Raw genomic sequence first — 16,832 nt, 5'->3', positions numbered from 1 at the left:
CTTTCTATCCGAAACCGACTTCGTCGTGATGCGCGTGGCTTCGCAACGAAGCAATGAGCGGTTGGACGCCTGGCCGGCTATCCGACGCTACTCCTCGTCGGCCAGGATACGCACCGCAGCGCCGTCGGGGTCGTCATATTGACCGCTGCGAAGCGCCCAAAGAAAGGCGCCCAGGCCAAGCCCGCCGAGGAACAGCGCGACCGGGATGAGATAGGCGAGGGTGGTCATTGTGCGATCGCCAGCGTTGCGGGGCGGGTTGCGTTCCGCGGTGTCGCCGCCTGCTCCGGCCGCTTTCGGCCGATCCCGAGACGCAGCGCGTTGCCGATGACGAGCAGCGACGAGCCCGACATGGCGATTGCCGCAACGAGCGGCGTGACGAAGCCGAGAATGGCGATCGGCACGGCGATCGCATTGTAGAGGATCGCCAGGGCCAGGTTTTGACGGATCAGACGGCCCGCCTGCCGCGACACGGCGGCGGCAAGCGGTATCGCCGACAGGCTCTCACGCAGGAAAACGAAATCCGCGGCGTTGCGCCCTATGTCGGCGGCCGTGGCCGGCGCGATCGAGACGTGGGCGGCAGCCAGCGCCGGCGCATCGTTCAGCCCGTCGCCCACCATCGCCGTCTTGCGGCCTTGGGCGGCAAGGGCAGCCAGCCGTTCGACCTTGCCGGCAGGCAGCAGTCCGGCGGCGAAGTTCTCGATCTCGAGCGCGCCGGCCACCCCTTCGGCGATGTCTGCGCGGTCGCCCGAGAGCATCTCGATCCGCAGCCCCGTTTCCTTCAATTCAGCGATGGCCGCGCGTGCATCGGGGCGAAGCACGTCCTCGAAAACGAATGCGGCACGCTTCATGCCATCCTGCGCCAGGACCGTTCCCCGGTTCCCCGGTTCCCCGTTGCCACCCGTTGCCCATTCGGCTCGCCCGAGCCGCCAGGTGCTGCCTCCGTCCTTGGCCTCGATTCCCAGCCCGGGCATTTCGACGATATCGGCAAGACGAGGTCCGTTGGCGACCGGAGAGGCTTCTGCGATCGCCAGGGAGAGCGGATGCCGCGAATGCCGCGCGAGAGCCGCGGCGACGGAGAGCGTCTCGGCATGGATCGAGGCCGCGTTGACGAGGCGGGGGCGGCCGAGGGTAAGCGTGCCCGTCTTGTCGAAGACGACCATGTCGATATCGGCCAGCCGCTCCATGGCCGACCCGTCCTTGACCATGATCCCATGTTCGAAGAGCCGGCGTGCCGCCACGACTTGCACGATGGGCACGGCGAGGCCGAGCGCGCAGGGGCAGGTGATGATGAGCACCGCGATCGCGATGGTTGTCGCGCGGTGCCAGTCTCCGGAAACCGCCATCCAGCCGAGGAAGGTGAGAAGGGCGGTGAGATGTACCACGGGCGCATAGAGGCTCGAGACGCGGTCGGCGATCCGGCGATATCCAGCCCGTCCGCCTTCGGCCGCCTCCATCATGCGCAGCATTTCCGACAGGAATGAATCCTTCACAGCCGCGAGCGCCTCGACGGTGAGTGGACCCGTCAGATTGTGCGTCCCGGCGCGGACGGTGGTGCCGATGGACACGGGCTGTGGATCGCTCTCGCCCGTGATCAATGAGGCGTCGATCTCGGAGCGGCCCTCGATCACCCGCGCGTCGAGGGGGATACGGTCGCCGGCGGCGATCGCAAGCCGCATGCCCGGCTCGATCTCGCCGACCGGCCGGTAGTCCCGTTGGCCGTCTGACGTCAGCACCACCGCGCCCCGTGGGGCGAGCCTGGACAGGCCGAGCACGGCGGCGCGCGCACGATTGCGCATCACGTGGTCGAGCGTCCTGCCGATCAGCAAGAAGAACAGCAGCGACACCGCTGCGTCGAAATAGGCGTGCGGGCCATGGTTGATAGTCTCGTAGAGGCTCATGCCATAGGCGAGCGAGACGCCGACGGCGATGGGCACGTCCATATTCATGCGTCCATGCCTGAGCGCCGACCATGCCGATCGGAAATAGATGCGGCCGGCGAAAACGAGGGCGGGTATGGCGATCAGTGCCGATATCCAATGGAAGAGGTCGCGGGTGGCGTCTTCCGCGCCCGACCACACCGACACCGACAGGAGCATGATGTTGCCGGCGGCGAAGCCGGCGACCGCGACGGCGCGGATCAGTTCGGCGAGCGTTGCGTCCTTTTCCGTTCCCTCGTGGTCGAACAGATGGGCCTCGTAGCCGAGCCCTGCCAGCGTGGCCGGGATCGGCGGCACGTCGTCGCCCCGCCAGCGCACGGCGACGCGTCGCGTCGAAAGGTTGACGCGCGCGCTTTCGACATGATCGAGACTACGGAGCGCGGTTTCGATCGACCGGATGCAGGCGCCGCAATGGACGGAAGGTACCGAAAGGTCGACCTGGTGCCGACCGTCGCCGAGCGCGCGGGCGGCCAGCTTAAGCTCTTCCGCCGAAGGCAGGCCATGTCCCATCCTTTCGATGTCGAGGGCACCCTCGGCGCCGGGAGCGCAGCAGCTCATTCCAGCTCTCCCGCGGTAACGACGATCCGGCTGACCTCGCGATAGGGCAGGTCCCTGCCGACCTCGGCATCGGTCTCGACAATCCATATGCCGTCGCGCGGGGTTTCCGGCGCCCGGAACGTTCCGTCGGCACGGCGTTGCATCGCGATGACCTTGTCCTCGCCGTCATAGGCCGGGCGGCGGAAGGTCACCGTTACGGCGCTTGGTGCGACCGTTGCGCCTGATGCGTCGGCGAGCCGGTAGCGGATCTCTCCGCTGCCGATCGTCAGGCTGCTGTGCCATCCAAGCGCGGCCTGGGCGCGCCCCTGTTCGGCCTTCCGGTTGAACTCCTGGCTTGCGACATAGGAGTTCTTCACGACCAAGCCGGTCCAGCTACGGCCCGCGACCATCGCCATGGTCAGGTTGACGGCGATGATGGTGCCGAAGAAGGCGACCACGATGGCCAGCATGTGCCGACCGGTGAACGTGCCGTTTCCGCGCCTGGTCATCTCGAAATCTCCGGTGCCTTGAAGGTCGCGACATAGTCGTCGCGCTCGAAGCTCGATTTGTCCTCGACGATGAATTTGAAGCTGGCGTCGGTGCCGTCGACGAACTCTTTCGGCTGCCGCACGAAGACCTTGAGCGTCCTCAGCCTGTCGGGCTCCACCAGCACCGCGATCGACCGGTCTTCGGGCTGGTCGGAGCCGATCACGCTCATATTCGCGCCTGGCAGCCCTTGCATCGTCAGGATGATGGTGCGCGGCTCGGGGATCATGTTGAGAAGCTTCACCGTGTAGCCGTTGCGGATGGAGCCGTCGGAGAGCGTGACGAATTGCGGATTGCGATCGTGAAGAACGTTGATCTCGAGCCGGTCGCGGCCGAGGAGGGCATAGAGCAGTGCGACACCGATGAGGGTCCAGCCGCCCATATAGATGAAGGTGCGCGGGCGGAATAGCTTGCGGATATGGAACTGGGCGACCTTGTCGGTGAGTTTTCCGTCGGTGCCGCGGACGCGACCCGGATCGATCGCGGTCGTCCCGCCCGCGGTCGCCAGCGCCATGTTGGCGTTGTAGTCGCTGAGCGTGGCATAGGAGATCAGGCCGCGCTCCTTGCCGATCTTGTCCATGACCGCGTCGCAGGCATCGATGCAAAGCGCGCAGGTGATGCATTCGAGCTGCTGGCCGTCGCGGATATCGATGCCCATGGGGCAGACGGCGACACAGGCGTTGCAGTCGACGCAGTCCCCGACGGGCCGGCCTTCCGCGGCCGCCTTCTTGGCATGGCGCGAGCGCGGCTCGCCGCGCCAGTCGTTGTAGGTGACGGTCAGCGAATGCTCGTCGAGCATAGCCGCCTGGATGCGCGGCCAGGGACACATATAGGTGCAGATCTGCTCGCGCATCAGGCCGCCGAACGTGTAGGTGGTGGCGGTCAGCACCGCGGCGGTGATGTAGGCGACAGCCGCCGCCTTGCCGGAGACCACGTCGAGGAGCAAGGTCGGGGCGTCGGCGAAGTAGAATATCCAGGCGCCGCCCGTTGCAACGGCGATCAAGAGCCATATGGCGTGCTTGGCGCCGCGCAACACGAGCTTGCGCGCGGTCCAGGGGCCGGCGTCGAGCTTGATCCGCGCGTTTCGGTCGCCCTCGATCGCCCTCTCGACGACCAGGAAGAGATCGACCCAGACGGTCTGCGGGCAGCTGTAGCCGCACCACGCGCGTCCGACGGTGGACGTGATCAGGAACAGCCCGACCCCGGCCATGACCAGCAGGCCTGCGACGAAGAAGAATTCCTGCGGCCAGATCTCTATGAAGAAGAAATAGAAGCGCCGGTGGGCGAGATCGACCAGCACGGCCTGGTCAGGCGCATAGGGACCGCGGTCCCAGCGCAGCCATGGCGTCAGGTAATAGATGCCGAGCGTCACCAGCATCACCAGCCATTTGAAGCGCCGGAAGCTGCCCGAGGCGCGCTTCGGGAAGATCTTGCGACGCGGAGCGTAGAGAGGTTGCCGGACCTTGGCGGAATTCACCGCCTCCGCTTCGAGCCTTTCCACTTCAGTCTGGTTGAGCATGTCGGGCACTCGCAGTTTCATCGCACGCCGCGGAGCCGACGAGAGCCAAGCGGAGCGACGTGCTTTCATCTAGCCGCAGGAGACGCCGTCTCGCGTTGATGCAGGTCAACCGGTGACCTGGCCTATTCGCCGCCGCCGAGCGAGTGGATGTAGACGGCAAGCTCCTTGACCGTGGTGTCGCCCAGCCGGGCACTCCAGCCGGGCATGACGCCGTGCCGGGGGGCTCGCACCTGCCGGGCGATCGCCGCCTGGCCGGAGCCGATCAGCGAGATCGCATCGGTGAGATCGGGCGCGCCGAGCTCGCGACTGCCCTTGCCGTCCTCGCCATGACAGGCCGCGCAATTGTCGGCGAAGACCGTCTTGCCCGGCGTCGCCAGCGCGGTGTCTGCCTCGTCGCCGGCGAGCGTCGCGACATACGCGGCGACCTCCTGGATCTGCGCGGGCTCGAGCACGTCGGCGAAGGCAGGCATTTCCGAGACCCGGGTGTCCGCATCGGTCGCGAAGCGTATGCCATGGGCGATCGTCTGGTAGATCTGGTCGGCAGTGCCGCCCCACAGCCAGTCGTCATCGTTGAGGTTGGGGAAGCCGGGCGAGCCTTCCGCACCCGACCCGTGGCACTGGACGCAGTTGACCTTGTAGGCCGCACCGCCGGCGGCGACGGCGAAGTCGCGCAGGGAGGGGTCGGCGATGATCTCGCCGACGCTCCTGGCGCCAACCGCTTCGACATAGCTGCCCTTGGCGGCTTCGGCCGCCGCCAGCTCGGCCTTGATGTCGCTGCGGCTCGAATAGCCGAGCAGACCTGAGGTCGCCGAGCGCAGCATCGGCCAGGCCGGATAGGCGACGGTGTAGACCAGCGCCCAGGCGATGGTGGCGTAGAAGGTCCACAGCCACCAGCGCGGCAGCGGATTGTTGAGCTCCTTGATGCCGTCCCACTCATGGCCGGTCGTGGCGACGCCGGTGATGTCGTCGATATGCTTGTCGCTCATGGCTCAATCGTCCTTGAGAGGGATCCTGGCGGCCTCGTCGGCCGCCTTGCGACTGCCCGGCCGGAATGCGAAGAGGGCGACGCCGAGGAAGAACAGGGTCATGGCAAGCAGGGCCCAGCTGTCGGCGAATTCACGCATCGTGTGGTAATCCATGACGACGTTCCTCAGCGGTAGCCTGCGGCTTCGTCATAGGTCGAGAAGTCGACCAGCGTGCCGAGCATCTGCAGATAGGCGACGAGCGCATCCATCTCGGTGAGCGCCTGCGGATTGCCGTCGAAATCGCCGACCTTGGCCTTGGGGTAGCGCTCGAGCAGGCCGGTGGTGTCGGCATCAGGATCGGCTTGCGCCCTGAGGTCGGTCCCGGCATTGGCGATCATGTCGTCGTTGTAGGGCACGCCGACCCGGACGTTGGCCACGAGCTGGGTAGAAAAATCCTTCGCTGCCAACGGTTTGTCCTTCAGGAAGGCATAGCTGGGCATGACCGATTCCGGCACGACCGACCGCGGCTCGATGAGATGCTGGACGTGCCACGCGTTGGAGTAGCGATCGCCGACGCGAGCGAGATCGGGTCCGGTGCGCTTGGAGCCCCATTGGAACGGGTGGTCGTACATGGACTCGGCAGCGAGGCTGTAGTGGCCGTAGCGCTCCACCTCGTCGCGGAAGGGCCGGATCATCTGGCTGTGGCAGACGTAGCAGCCTTCCCGGATGTAGATGTTGCGGCCGGCCAGTTCGAGCGGCGAATAAGGACGCATCCCCTCCACCTTCTCGATCGTGTTCTCCAGGTAGAAGAGCGGCGCGATCTCGATGATGCCGCCGACCGTGACCACCAGGAAGGAGCCCGCCAGAAGCAGCGTGGCGTTCTTCTCCAGGATTGCATGTTTGTCCATCAAGGCCATTTGGTCGGGCTCCTATTCGGCCGGCTGCAGGCTGGGTGCGGCGCCGGCGACCGGCTCCTCCTCGCGCTGGTAGCCGAGGATGGTCATGGTGATGTTGAAGGCCATGATCAGCGCGCCGGTGAGGTAGAGCGCGCCGCCGGCGGCGCGCATGACGTAGTAGGGGTGCATGGCCGCGACCGTTTCGGCGAAGGAATAGACCAGGAAACCCTGCTCGTCGTATTCGCGCCACATCAGGCCCTGCATGATGCCGGAGACCCACATCACGGCCGCGTAGACGACGATGCCGAGGGTCGCCAGCCAGAAGTGCCAGGTGACCAGCCGCATCGAATACAGCCGCTCGCGGTTCCACAGTTTGGGCACGAGGTAGTAGATCGCGCCGAACGAGATCAGGCCGACCCAGCCGAGAGCGCCGGAGTGGACGTGACCGATGGTCCAGTCGGTATAGTGCGACAGCGAGTTGACCGCCTTGATCGACATTACGGGGCCTTCGAAGGTCGACATGCCGTAGAAGGCCACCGCCATCACCATCATGCGGATGATGGGATCGGTGCGGATCTTGTCCCAGGCACCGGACAGCGTCATCAGGCCGTTGATCATGCCGCCCCAGGAGGGCATCCACAGCATGATCGAGAACACCATGCCGAGCGTCTGCGCCCAGTCGGGCAGCGCCGTGTAGTGCAGATGGTGCGGACCGGCCCAGATATAGAGGAAGATCAGCGACCAGAAGTGGATGATCGACAGCCGGTAGGAATAGACCGGGCGGTTCGCCTGCTTCGGGATGAAATAGTACATCATGCCGAGGAAGCCGGCGGTGAGGAAGAAACCGACCGCGTTATGGCCGTACCACCACTGGGTCAGTGCGTCTTGCACGCCCGAGAAAGCCGAGTAGCTCTTGACGCCGAGGAACGACACCGGCACCGCGAGATTGTTCACGACGTGCAGCATCGCGATCGTCACGATGAAGGAGAGGTAGAACCAGTTCGCGACGTAGATGTGGGGTTCCTTGCGTTTCAGGATCGTGCCCAGGAACACCGCCAGATAGGCAACCCACACGAGGGTCAGCCAGAGATCCACGTACCATTCGGGCTCGGCATATTCGCGGCTCTGCGTGATCCCCAGCAGATAGCCCGACGCCGCCATGACGATGAAGAGCTGGTAGCCCCAGAACACGAACCAGGCGAGGTTGCCGCCGAAGAGTTTCGCGCGGCTTGTGCGCTGCACGACGTAGAAGGAGGTGGCGATCAGGGCGTTGCCGCCGAAGGCGAAGATCACGGCCGACGTGTGAAGCGGCCGCATCCGTCCGAAGCTGAACCAGGGTTCGATGTTGAAGTCGGGATAGGCCAGTTGCAGGGCCACGATCACGCCGACCAGAAGGCCCGCCACGCCCCAGAACATGGTTGCGTTTGCGCCATAGCGGACCGGCCCGTCCATATAGGGCGAATGATCGACGGCACGATCGGAGGCCGGAGCGAAACCGGTGTTGCGTAGCAGGAGCACAGTGCCCGCAGCGAGCACGAAGAACAGCACCCACATGTGCTGGCGGAAGAGGTCGTCCGCGGCGAACGCTGCCCCGAGCAGTGCGAGAAAGGCGGCAAGGCCAACGCCGGCGATTTCGGCTCCGTATTTCATATGCGGTCCCCACAAGGATGGCGGATCAGGCGATTCCTGTGGGCGCACCATCGTCGGAGCGACCGACAACGTCCTTGATTTGGATCAAGGCGGCAGCGGCCGCCGCTCCTAGCCTTTGACGACAGACGGCGGTGGCGCGAGGAAACGGATTTGGCGAGGATCGGGACGGGCTATGACGGAGATGCGGAGCGCATTGCCTCGGCGCCCGGCGATCCGTTGATCCTGCTGCGAAATGTGCATGCGGCCAAGCTTGCCCTTTGCGACCGGCTGGAAGCGATCGCCGACCGACTGCCAGCCGATGTGAGCGGCAGCGAATGCGAAGCCGCCGCCCGGACGGTGGTGCCGCTTCTGGAAAATGCCCACCGATTCGAGGAAGGCGTGGTGTTTCCCCTCTGCGAACGTCTGTCCCCGGGCAGTCTGGCGGTCGCCGGCTCGCTGGACCGGCTGGCGGGAGAACATCGCGAGGATGCGAGCTATGGCGAGGAAGTCGCAGAGGCGCTGCTGCAGGTTGGCGACGCCCGGCCGATGCCGGGCGCGGAGGCGCTCGGCTTCATGCTGCGGGGATTCTTCGGATCGCTGCGCCGTCACATCGCCTTCGAGCAGGACTTCGTGGCGATGATCGCGGAAACCGCCAGACTCGGCGGCCGATGATCGGCCGTTGGAGCGCGCTACTTCGTGGCCCACGCCCGCCGGCGCGAAAACCGGCCAACCCGGAAGGGCCGCGCCTGCGTGGCCGCCCGGATGCATCGGCATACGGGCGCATTCGAAACAGATCAGCGTCCGGCGCGCCTTGCCAGTCGTTCCAAGTCGCCCACCGTCACATGTCGGTTGTTCTCGATCGCTATCACGCCGTCCTTGCGCAGGATGGTCAGCTGCCGGCTGACGGTCTCGATGGTCAGCCCAAGATAATCGGCGATGTCGGCCCGGGTCAGCGGCAGGTCGAACACCACGTCCTTCACGTTGTCAGCCCGGTAGGGGTCGATGTTGCGCGCGATCAGAAGCAGAAAGCTCGCCACCTTCTCCGACGCGGTCTTGCGGCCGAGGGTCAGCATCCATTCGCGCGCCTCGTCGAGCTCCTTCAAGGTCTGCACCAGCAGACGATGCTCGAGCTCGGGCGAGGCCTTCATCATGCGCTCGATCGATGACTTGGGGAACGAGCAGAGAGAGACGTCGGTCGCCGCCTCCGCATTGATTGCGCTCTCGGACTTGAACGGGCGGCCCAGGAAATCGGGGGCGAACTGCAGGCCGACGATCTGCTGGCGGCCGTCGGCCAGCGTCTTGGTCAGCTTGATGACGCCGGAGAGCACGTTGGAATAGCTGGCCACCTTTTCGCTGTCGCCGACGAGCTCTGCACCGGCATCCGCTTTCTGCTTCCACGACTGCTTCGCGAGCGTGATGAGCTGCGCCGGGTCGAGCGCCCCGCACAGGCCTCGATGCCTCGCCTCGCAGGCTTGGCACAGGGCAGGGATATCGGAGTTGTGGACGTCCTGTCGGATGTTCATGGCGATTTCCGGTTGAGCCGCACACTATATCGTTCACCGCTGTCGACATATGGGGGACATCGCGGCTTTTTGTCCCCGCCGGCGGGTTGATCGAGGTCAAGGCCCTCGCCGTCGCGTTTCCTAATCTGGGCTGCCGAACAGGAGCCCAGCATGGACGAGGAACTGATCAGGAAATACGCGGCGCCGGCGCCGCGTTACACGAGCTATCCGACTGCCCCGCATTTCCATGCCGGCGTGGGCGAGGACGCCTATCGGGACTGGCTGGGCGAGCTTCCCGCGGGCGCGACCCTTTCGCTCTATATCCACATCCCGTTCTGCGACCGGCTCTGCTGGTTCTGCGCCTGCAACACCAGGCAGGTGCGACGATATGCGCCGCTCGAGCGCTACCTGCAGGCGCTTCACCGGGAGATCGAGACGGTCGCCGGGCTGATCGACGGTAAAGCGCGCGTCGAGGCGGTGCACTATGGCGGCGGCTCTCCCACCATGCTGGAGCCGCGCGACATGATCGCGCTGGATGCCCAACTGCGCAGTCGCTTCCGGTTCCTTCCCGACGCGGAGGTTTCGGTCGAGATCGATCCCAACGACATGGACGACGCCCGTTTCGACGCACTCGCCGCGATCGGCATGAGGCGGGCGAGCCTCGGCGTCCAGGATTTCGATCGCAGGGTGCAGAAGGCGATCAATCGCGAGCAGAGCTTCGAGGCGACGAAGGCCGTGGTCGATGCGGTCCGCGCACGCGGTGCGACATCGGTCAATCTCGACCTGCTCTACGGGCTCCCACACCAGAGCGAGGCGGGCGTCGCCGCGACCGTCGCCCAGGCCTTGACGCTCACCCCCGACCGCATAGCGCTGTTCGGCTACGCTCATGTGCCCTGGATGAAGAAGCACCAGACGATGATCGACGAAGCTGCGCTTCCAGGACCCGTGGAGCGGTTCCGGCAGTTCGAATGCGCTGCGTCGGTGATCTCCGCGTCGGGTTACAATGCGGTCGGCCTCGACCACTTTGCCAGGCCTAGCGACAGGATGGCGATTGCCTGCCGCGAGGGCTGGCTCAGGCGGAACTTTCAGGGCTACACCTGCGAAAGTGCCGAGGCCCTGATCGGCCTTGGCGCATCGGCGGTAGGGCAGTTGCCGCAGGGCTATGTGCAGAATGCGCCGGCTTCCGCCGATTACGAACGTCGTGTCGCGGCGGCTGGCATGGCCGTTGTCCGCGGCTTCGAGCTATCGGGCACTGACCGCATGCGCGCCTGGGTGATCGAACGGCTGATGTGCGATCTCTCGTTTTCGCGCTGCGACCTGTTGAGCCGCTTCGGCGAGGCTGCTCGGCCGATCATCATCGAAGCGGAATATCTTGCCGCAGCGGACAAGGACGGCATCTTCGCGCGACAGGGAAACCGCTTCGTCGTGATGGCGCGCGGCCGGCCCTTCGTGCGAAGCATCGCTTCTGCCTTCGATCGCTATTTCGGCTCCGGCGCCGGGCGTCACTCCGCAGCCGTCTAGCCACGCTGCTGCGTGTCGCGACACGCGGTAGATATTGATCCAGCGGATGTCCTTTTCCGAGACTGCACACTTGCGGGAGACATGCTTTGGCCAATGGCCGATCCGATTGGATCGGAGCGGCTATTCGCCAGCCTGCGCCCGCCGGCGTTTCGGTTCAGTTCGCCAGGATCCACGATCATCGGATGTTTCGACAACCAGGACGGCTGTCATGTGCCGTCGCCGCCTTTTTCGAACTCGTCCCGCAGGATGCCAAGTCCCCGTTCGTACTTCCCCGTCGGCAAGCCGGCCTCGCGGGCTTGGCGTAGATTGTCCTCGAGATCGGCACGCTTGACGCTGCGCGCAAGGCGGTTGGCGGCGGCGCGGCGCACGAATGCAGCGTCGTCTTCGCCCTCGCGCCGGGTCATGGCGTCCACGGCCGCCACGATCGAGGGGCTGAAGCCCTCGGCTGCAAGGCGTGCCAGCGTCCAGCCCTTCGCCTTTTCAGGAACATCGTGCAGATAGGCGACGATCTTCTCGTCAAGCCCGTCGACCGCTTCGACGACGCGCCGGCAATGCTCGACATAGGGTCTGCCGAGCTTGTCCTTCTGGCCTCGATGCGCTGCTTCGGCGAGCGACAGCGCATGGTCGAGATTGCTCATCGCTAGCCTCCATTCGAACGCAAAAACAGCCGGCACTGCGCAATGTTCCAAAACATGGCTCGCAACCATGGGAACGATCGAGCGCCGGCGCTTCGTCGGCCTGGTCAGGAGATCGTCGGGGATAATTTCGCCTCCCGCGCGGATGCCCGACGGGCATCCGCCATGTGGGTCGAATCGGCGCGATGGCGAAGTTCAAGCCCGAGGTCCGGTATTGCTGAGCCTCACGCCTGCGGTCGGTGATCCGCGCTTGCCGGAATGTGTAGATGGTCTGTGTGAGGGGGGAGGCTGTTCGCTTTTGTTGAGCCCGGCTTTGGCCGCGTCGGACAAACGAGGGGGCCAGCAGTCGAAGTCGCGGCAGCGAATCGACTTCGGGTCTCTTGACTGTTGGCCGTTATTGACTTACTAGTCAGTTAATAAAAGCGGAGAGAAAACAGCATGGCCGATGCCCCAGCACCCGAGGCCCTTGATGTCAGGATCGGCATCGACATCGGCGGCACCTTCACGGATTTGGTGCTTTCACGCGGCGGCCGCACGCTGTTCGTCAACAAAACCTCTTCCACGCCGGCCGATCCCGGCGAAGCAGTGATCACCGGCCTGGCCGAGATGCTGGAACGACTGGCGATCGAACCTGGCGCCGTGAAGGAAATTGTGCACGGAACGACGGTCGGTTCGAACGCCATACTGCAGCGCAAAGGGGCCAAGACGGCACTGATCACCACCAAGGGTTTCCGCGACGTTCTGGAGATCGGCCGCATCCGCACCCCTGAGATGTTCAATCTCGCCTGGGAGAAACCCGAGCCTCTGGCACCGCGCCGCTACCGCCGCGAGATATCCGAGCGCATTGCCGCCGATGGCTCGGTCGTCACAGCTATCGACCTTGCTGAGGTGGTGGCCGTATGCGGCGAACTTGTCGCGGAGGGAGTGGAGGCGGTCGCGATCTGCTTCCTCAACAGCTACGTGAACCCCGTTCACGAGATCGCCGCGGCGGCTGCCGTGCGCGAAGCCTTTCCCGAGTTGCGGGTGACTGCATCGCATGAGGTTCTGCCGGAGATCAAGGAATATGAGCGCACCAGCACGACAGTGGTGAACGCTTATTTGCTGCCGGAGATGCAGACCTATATCGATCGGCTGCGCCGGCGCATCGCCGAACTCGGCATTCGTGCCCCGCTCCAGGTGGTTGCCTCAAACGGAGGCATGATGGGAGCGCCGGTAGCAGCCAGACTCCCTGTCTTCGCCGTCGCTTCGGGGCCGGCCGGTGGTGTGACGGGAGCCGCCTCGCTCTCGGGCGGCTTCGACTATGGCGACCTGATCATCTTCGACATGGGCGGCACCACTGCCAAGGCGTCGATCGTGGAAAACGGTCAGGCGGCATTGGTCACCGAATATGAGTTCCGCGACGGAATCTCGTCGCCCAGCCGTTTCATCAAGGGCGGCGGCTACATGCTGAAGGTTCCGGCGGTCGACATCGCCGAGGTCGGCGCGGGCGGCGGATCGCTCGCCTCGATCGACGCAGGTGGGCTGCTCACCGTCGGCCCCGCCTCGGCGGGTGCCGATCCCGGTCCGGCTTGCTACGCCCGCGGCAACGACCGGCCAACCGTGACAGACGCAAATATGTGCCTCGGCTACCTGAATCCGGAGGCGCTGGCCGGCGGCAGCCTGCCTGTCCACCGCGACAGGGCTATCGAGGCAATGCGCCGCCATGTGGCCATCCCGCTTGGGCTTTCGATCGAGGAAGCCGCGCAGGGAGTGCGCCAGATCGCCAATGTCAGCATGGCGCGGGCTATCCGCTCCGTCACTGTTGAACGTGGTCGTGATCCGCGCGACATGACCATCGTCGCCTTCGGCGGCGGCGGTCCGCTGCATGCGCTGGACGTGGCGCGCATACTCGGCGTCAAACGTGTGATTGCGCCTATCATGTCCGGAGTCTTCTCCGCCGCCGGCATGCTCACCGCCGATGTCGAGCACAATTTTGTGCGCGCCGTGCAGAAGAAGATCACCGATGTCGAGGCCGCCTGGTTGTCGCCCCGGTTGGAGGATCTTGCAGCCGAGGGACTTACCGTGCTTGCCGAGGAGGGCTACGGCGACGACGGCGTGGAACTGCGTTTCGCCGCCGATCTGCGCTATGTCGGGCAGTCCTCGGAACTGACCATTCCCTTCGATCCGCAGGCGATCCTCGCGGCCGGCTTCGCCAGTCTCGCCGAACGCTTTTACGCCGATTACCGGTCGACCTATGGCTACGCGACCGGAGAGCCTGTCGAGGTGGCTGCGCTGCGGCTGACGGCGATCGGCAGAGCCGAACGACTCGCCTTCCAGACAGCGAAGGTGGATGCGGCGGCCACCCGTGGCCTGAGCGGCACGAGAATGGTGCATTTCGAGCGCGGTATGCCGCCCGTTTCCACCCGGCTGATGGCACGCGGCGACGTGACTACGGAGCCTCAGCAAGGGCCGGCCGTCATCGAATCCTATGACACCACCATTGTCGTGCCGCCGGATGCCCGCTTCCGCGCCGATGCCGTCGGGAACGTCATCATCGACATCGCTTGAGGAAGAGCAAATGAGCACGACCGCCGACCCGATCACCTTCGCTGTTCTCAAGAATGCGATGGACTCGATCGTTGACGAGATCGCCTACACGGTGGTGCGCACCGCACGCTCCGAGATCGTGAAGGACGTGATGGACTATTCTGCCGCTCTCTGCGACCGCCATGGCCGCATGGTCGCGCAGGCCAAGACCATCGCGCTGCATCTCGGTGCCGTGCCCGAGGCCATGGCCGCAGTGCTGGAGAGGTATGGCGACGACCTCAATCCGGGCGACGCCGTCATCCTCAACGATCCATATCGTGGCGGTATGCATCTGCCTGACATTTTTATGTTCGTTCCAATTTTCCATGGGGGCGCACTGCAAGGCTTTTCGGTCGTGATCTGCCACCACACCGACGTCGGCGGTCGGGTGGCGGGATCGAACGCCAGCGATTCCACCGAAATCTATCAGGAAGGCCTGCGCATCCCCGTCATGAAGCTCTACGAGCGCGGCGTCATCAACGAGACACTGGCGGGCCTCATTGAGATCAACGTCCGTGTTCCCGACCGCGTGCTCGGCGATCTCTACGCCCAGTATGCAGCCTGCCAGGTCGGCATCCGCGAAATCGGCAAGCTGTGCGACCGCTACGGCGCCGAGACACTGCAGGACTACATGGCCGCGCTGCTCGACTACGCCGAAAAGATGACGCGCGAGGAGATACGCGGCTGGCCGAAGGGCACTTTCCGTTTCGTCGACCACATCGATGACGATGGTATGGGCTCAGGCCCGATTCCGATCACAGTCGCGGTCACCGTTGGCGAGGATTCGCTGATCATCGACTACGAGGGTTCCTCACCGCAGGTACGCGGCGCGATCAACGCCACGCGCTCTTACACCAATTCCTGTACCTATCTGAGCATTCGCTGTGCGCTGAAGGGGGACGTGCCCAACAATGCCGGCATCTTTCGCTGCCTCGATATCCGCGTACCGGAGGGAACCGTACTCAACCCGCTCTCACCGGCGCCGGTGGCGGCGCGGGCGCTTACCGGCTATCGCATTTGCGATACGATGTTCGGCGCGCTCGCCCAGATCGTGCCGGACCGCATCCCCGCTGCGGGCGAAGGCGGCAACACCGTGGTGTGCATTGCCGGCCTCAGGCCGAATCGCGACCCCTTCATCATCGTCGATATGGTCTGCGGCGCCTGGGGTGGTCGGCCCGACCGCGACGGCGTCGAGGCCATCACCAACCCCTCCCAGAACCTGTCGAACACACCGGTGGAGACGCTGGAGGCGCAACACCCCGTGCGGGTCGAGGAATATGCGCTGATTGAGGACAGTTGCGGTGCCGGGCGACATCGCGGCGGCCTTGGCGTCCGGCGCAGCTATCGGCTGCTGGCGCCACAGGCCGAACTGCAGCTCCGCTCGGACCGGATGAAGTTCCAGCCATTCGGCCTGACCGGTGGCGAATCCGGCCGCGCCACGCGGAACTATCTCATCCAGGACGGCAAGACCGTCGACCTGCCGAGCAAGGTGACAATGTCTATCGCCGCCGACAGTGTCATCGTGCATGAGCAGGCCGGCGGCGGCGGGTTCGGCGATCCGCTGGAGCGGAACCCCGAAAGCATTGCGCGTGATGTCTGGAACCACAAGATCAGTGTCGCCTTCGCCCGAGACCGTCACGGCGTGATCGTGGATCCTATCTCCGGTTGGCTGGACTCGGCTGCGACCCGAACGCTTCGCATCGAACTCGCCCGGGCAGCAGCGGAATAGGGGGCGGCGAAGGCCATGCGGAGCTCAAGGACCGCATTGTTCGCCAGACCCGGTTTGGCCATGATGCCGGCATCGTCGGATTCTGCGACAGGAAAAGTCATGAGAAGCGCCGGGAAGACAACGAGACAGAGCAGGGAGGCGACCGTGCCGGAAGTCGCGCCCGAGGCCAGAATCGGGACCGAGGGTGGCGAGTTCCGCGAAAGGCCGATTGAGCGTATCGGCGAGCCGCGCCGTTGGCGCAATGCCGAGCGCACTCGTGCGGACCTATTGGAGATCGCCACTGAAGAGTTCGCCGAGAAGGGTTTCGCCGGCGCGCGGGTGGATGAGATCGTGCGACGCTGCGGCGTTACGAAGAACGTACTCTATCACTATTTCGAGAGCAAAGAGCGGCTGTTCGTCGAGGTTATGGAACTTGCCTATGCGCGCATGCGCAAGCGTCAGAACGAATGGAGTTTCGCCGACCTCGAGCCGAAGGACGCGATGGCCAAGCTCACCATTTTCACCTTCGAGCACTTCCGCGACGAGCCGCAGGTTATCCGTCTGCTCAACTCGGAGAATTTGCACAAGGCCAAGCACATTGCCATGTCGGGCAAGATCCCTGACCTCTATCATCCCCTTATCGCCGCCATTCGCGACGTGCTCGCCAAGGGGCGCGCCGCTGGTCAATTCCGCGCAGACGTTGACCCCGTGGATCTTTACATCACCATTTCGGGTCTCAGCTACTTCTACCTCTCCAATCAATACACGCTGGGCTACGTGCTGCGGCAGGACCTGATGGCCCCCGAGCGGCTGAAGCAACGCGAGAAACACATGGTCGACGTGGTGCTGGGGTATCTGCGCGCCTGAATCGA

Annotated in this window: 15 protein-coding genes; 5 read left to right on the top strand and 10 right to left on the bottom strand. The window is 64.8% G+C overall.

The genetic code is table 11. The features are described 5' to 3' along the window. Positions 1-87: 87 nt before the first annotated feature. The 8 genes from ccoS to ccoN form a co-directional block, all read right to left on the bottom strand. Positions 88-228 (bottom strand): cbb3-type cytochrome oxidase assembly protein CcoS, encoded by a 141-nt coding sequence (gene ccoS / locus JN302_RS25195; RefSeq protein ID WP_202329529.1) that lies wholly within the window; start codon positions 226-228, stop codon positions 88-90. Then, a complete protein-coding gene (locus tag JN302_RS25190) occupies positions 225-2,495 on the bottom strand; it encodes a cation-translocating P-type ATPase (RefSeq protein WP_202329528.1) in 2,271 nt (756 codons plus the stop codon). The genes ccoS and JN302_RS25190 overlap by 4 nt, the downstream gene beginning before the upstream one ends. Beyond that, entirely contained in the window at positions 2,492-2,983 is a 492-nt protein-coding gene (locus tag JN302_RS25185; protein ID WP_202329527.1) for a FixH family protein, read from the bottom strand. Before JN302_RS25185 ends, JN302_RS25190 begins: the two co-directional genes overlap by 4 nt. Further along, positions 2,980-4,539 (bottom strand): cytochrome c oxidase accessory protein CcoG, encoded by a 1,560-nt coding sequence (gene ccoG, locus JN302_RS25180; protein ID WP_202334448.1) that lies wholly within the window; start codon positions 4,537-4,539, stop codon positions 2,980-2,982. The genes JN302_RS25185 and ccoG overlap by 4 nt, the downstream gene beginning before the upstream one ends. Before the next feature lie 122 nt (positions 4,540-4,661). Next, the gene (ccoP, locus tag JN302_RS25175) at positions 4,662-5,525 is read right to left on the bottom strand and encodes a cytochrome-c oxidase, cbb3-type subunit III (RefSeq protein ID WP_202329526.1); all 864 of its coding nucleotides are present in this window, start codon (positions 5,523-5,525) and stop codon (positions 4,662-4,664) included. Between the two features lie 3 nt (positions 5,526-5,528). Further along, complete coding sequence (locus JN302_RS25170; protein ID WP_202306655.1) at positions 5,529-5,678, bottom strand: cbb3-type cytochrome oxidase subunit 3; 150 nt, start codon at positions 5,676-5,678, stop codon at positions 5,529-5,531. Between the two features lie 11 nt (positions 5,679-5,689). After that, entirely contained in the window at positions 5,690-6,421 is a 732-nt protein-coding gene (gene ccoO, locus JN302_RS25165; RefSeq protein ID WP_202329525.1) for a cytochrome-c oxidase, cbb3-type subunit II, read from the bottom strand. A gap of 12 nt (positions 6,422-6,433) precedes the next feature. Next, positions 6,434-8,050 carry a cytochrome-c oxidase, cbb3-type subunit I gene (gene ccoN, locus JN302_RS25160; RefSeq protein ID WP_202329524.1) on the bottom strand — a complete coding sequence of 539 codons (1,617 nt, stop codon included), beginning with the start codon at positions 8,048-8,050 and terminating at the stop codon, positions 6,434-6,436. 150 nt (positions 8,051-8,200) lie between these two features. On the opposite strand from ccoN, the gene JN302_RS25155 reads away from it, so the two are divergent. Further along, the gene (locus JN302_RS25155) at positions 8,201-8,701 is read left to right on the top strand and encodes a hemerythrin domain-containing protein (protein WP_244845894.1); all 501 of its coding nucleotides are present in this window, start codon (positions 8,201-8,203) and stop codon (positions 8,699-8,701) included. Between the two features lie 122 nt (positions 8,702-8,823). Here the strand turns inward: JN302_RS25155 and JN302_RS25150 are convergent, their stop codons facing one another. Further along, a complete protein-coding gene (locus JN302_RS25150; protein ID WP_202329523.1) occupies positions 8,824-9,552 on the bottom strand; it encodes a Crp/Fnr family transcriptional regulator in 729 nt (242 codons plus the stop codon). A gap of 150 nt (positions 9,553-9,702) precedes the next feature. On the opposite strand from JN302_RS25150, the gene hemN reads away from it, so the two are divergent. Beyond that, positions 9,703-11,052 (top strand): oxygen-independent coproporphyrinogen III oxidase, encoded by a 1,350-nt coding sequence (gene hemN, locus JN302_RS25145; protein WP_202329522.1) that lies wholly within the window; start codon positions 9,703-9,705, stop codon positions 11,050-11,052. Positions 11,053-11,258: 206 nt separating this feature from the next. Here the strand turns inward: hemN and JN302_RS25140 are convergent, their stop codons facing one another. Further along, complete coding sequence (locus JN302_RS25140) at positions 11,259-11,690, bottom strand: HD domain-containing protein (RefSeq protein ID WP_202329521.1); 432 nt, start codon at positions 11,688-11,690, stop codon at positions 11,259-11,261. A gap of 435 nt (positions 11,691-12,125) precedes the next feature. Between JN302_RS25140 and JN302_RS25135 the strand changes: the two genes are divergently transcribed. From JN302_RS25135 to JN302_RS25125, 3 genes are all read left to right on the top strand, one after another. Next, positions 12,126-14,234 carry a hydantoinase/oxoprolinase family protein gene (locus tag JN302_RS25135; protein WP_202329520.1) on the top strand — a complete coding sequence of 703 codons (2,109 nt, stop codon included), beginning with the start codon at positions 12,126-12,128 and terminating at the stop codon, positions 14,232-14,234. A 10-nt stretch (positions 14,235-14,244) separates the two neighbouring features. Further along, positions 14,245-15,981 (top strand): hydantoinase B/oxoprolinase family protein, encoded by a 1,737-nt coding sequence (locus JN302_RS25130; protein WP_202306646.1) that lies wholly within the window; start codon positions 14,245-14,247, stop codon positions 15,979-15,981. Positions 15,982-16,125: 144 nt separating this feature from the next. After that, positions 16,126-16,827 (top strand): TetR/AcrR family transcriptional regulator, encoded by a 702-nt coding sequence (locus tag JN302_RS25125; protein WP_202306645.1) that lies wholly within the window; start codon positions 16,126-16,128, stop codon positions 16,825-16,827. The last annotated feature ends 5 nt before the right edge of the window (positions 16,828-16,832 follow it).

Origin of the sequence: Mesorhizobium sp. L-8-3 (genome assembly GCF_016756615.1) — a bacterium.
GTDB lineage: Bacteria > Pseudomonadota > Alphaproteobacteria > Rhizobiales > Rhizobiaceae.
The sequence above is the reverse complement of the archived record's forward strand: the minus strand, read 5'-3'. Positions and strand labels throughout refer to the sequence as shown.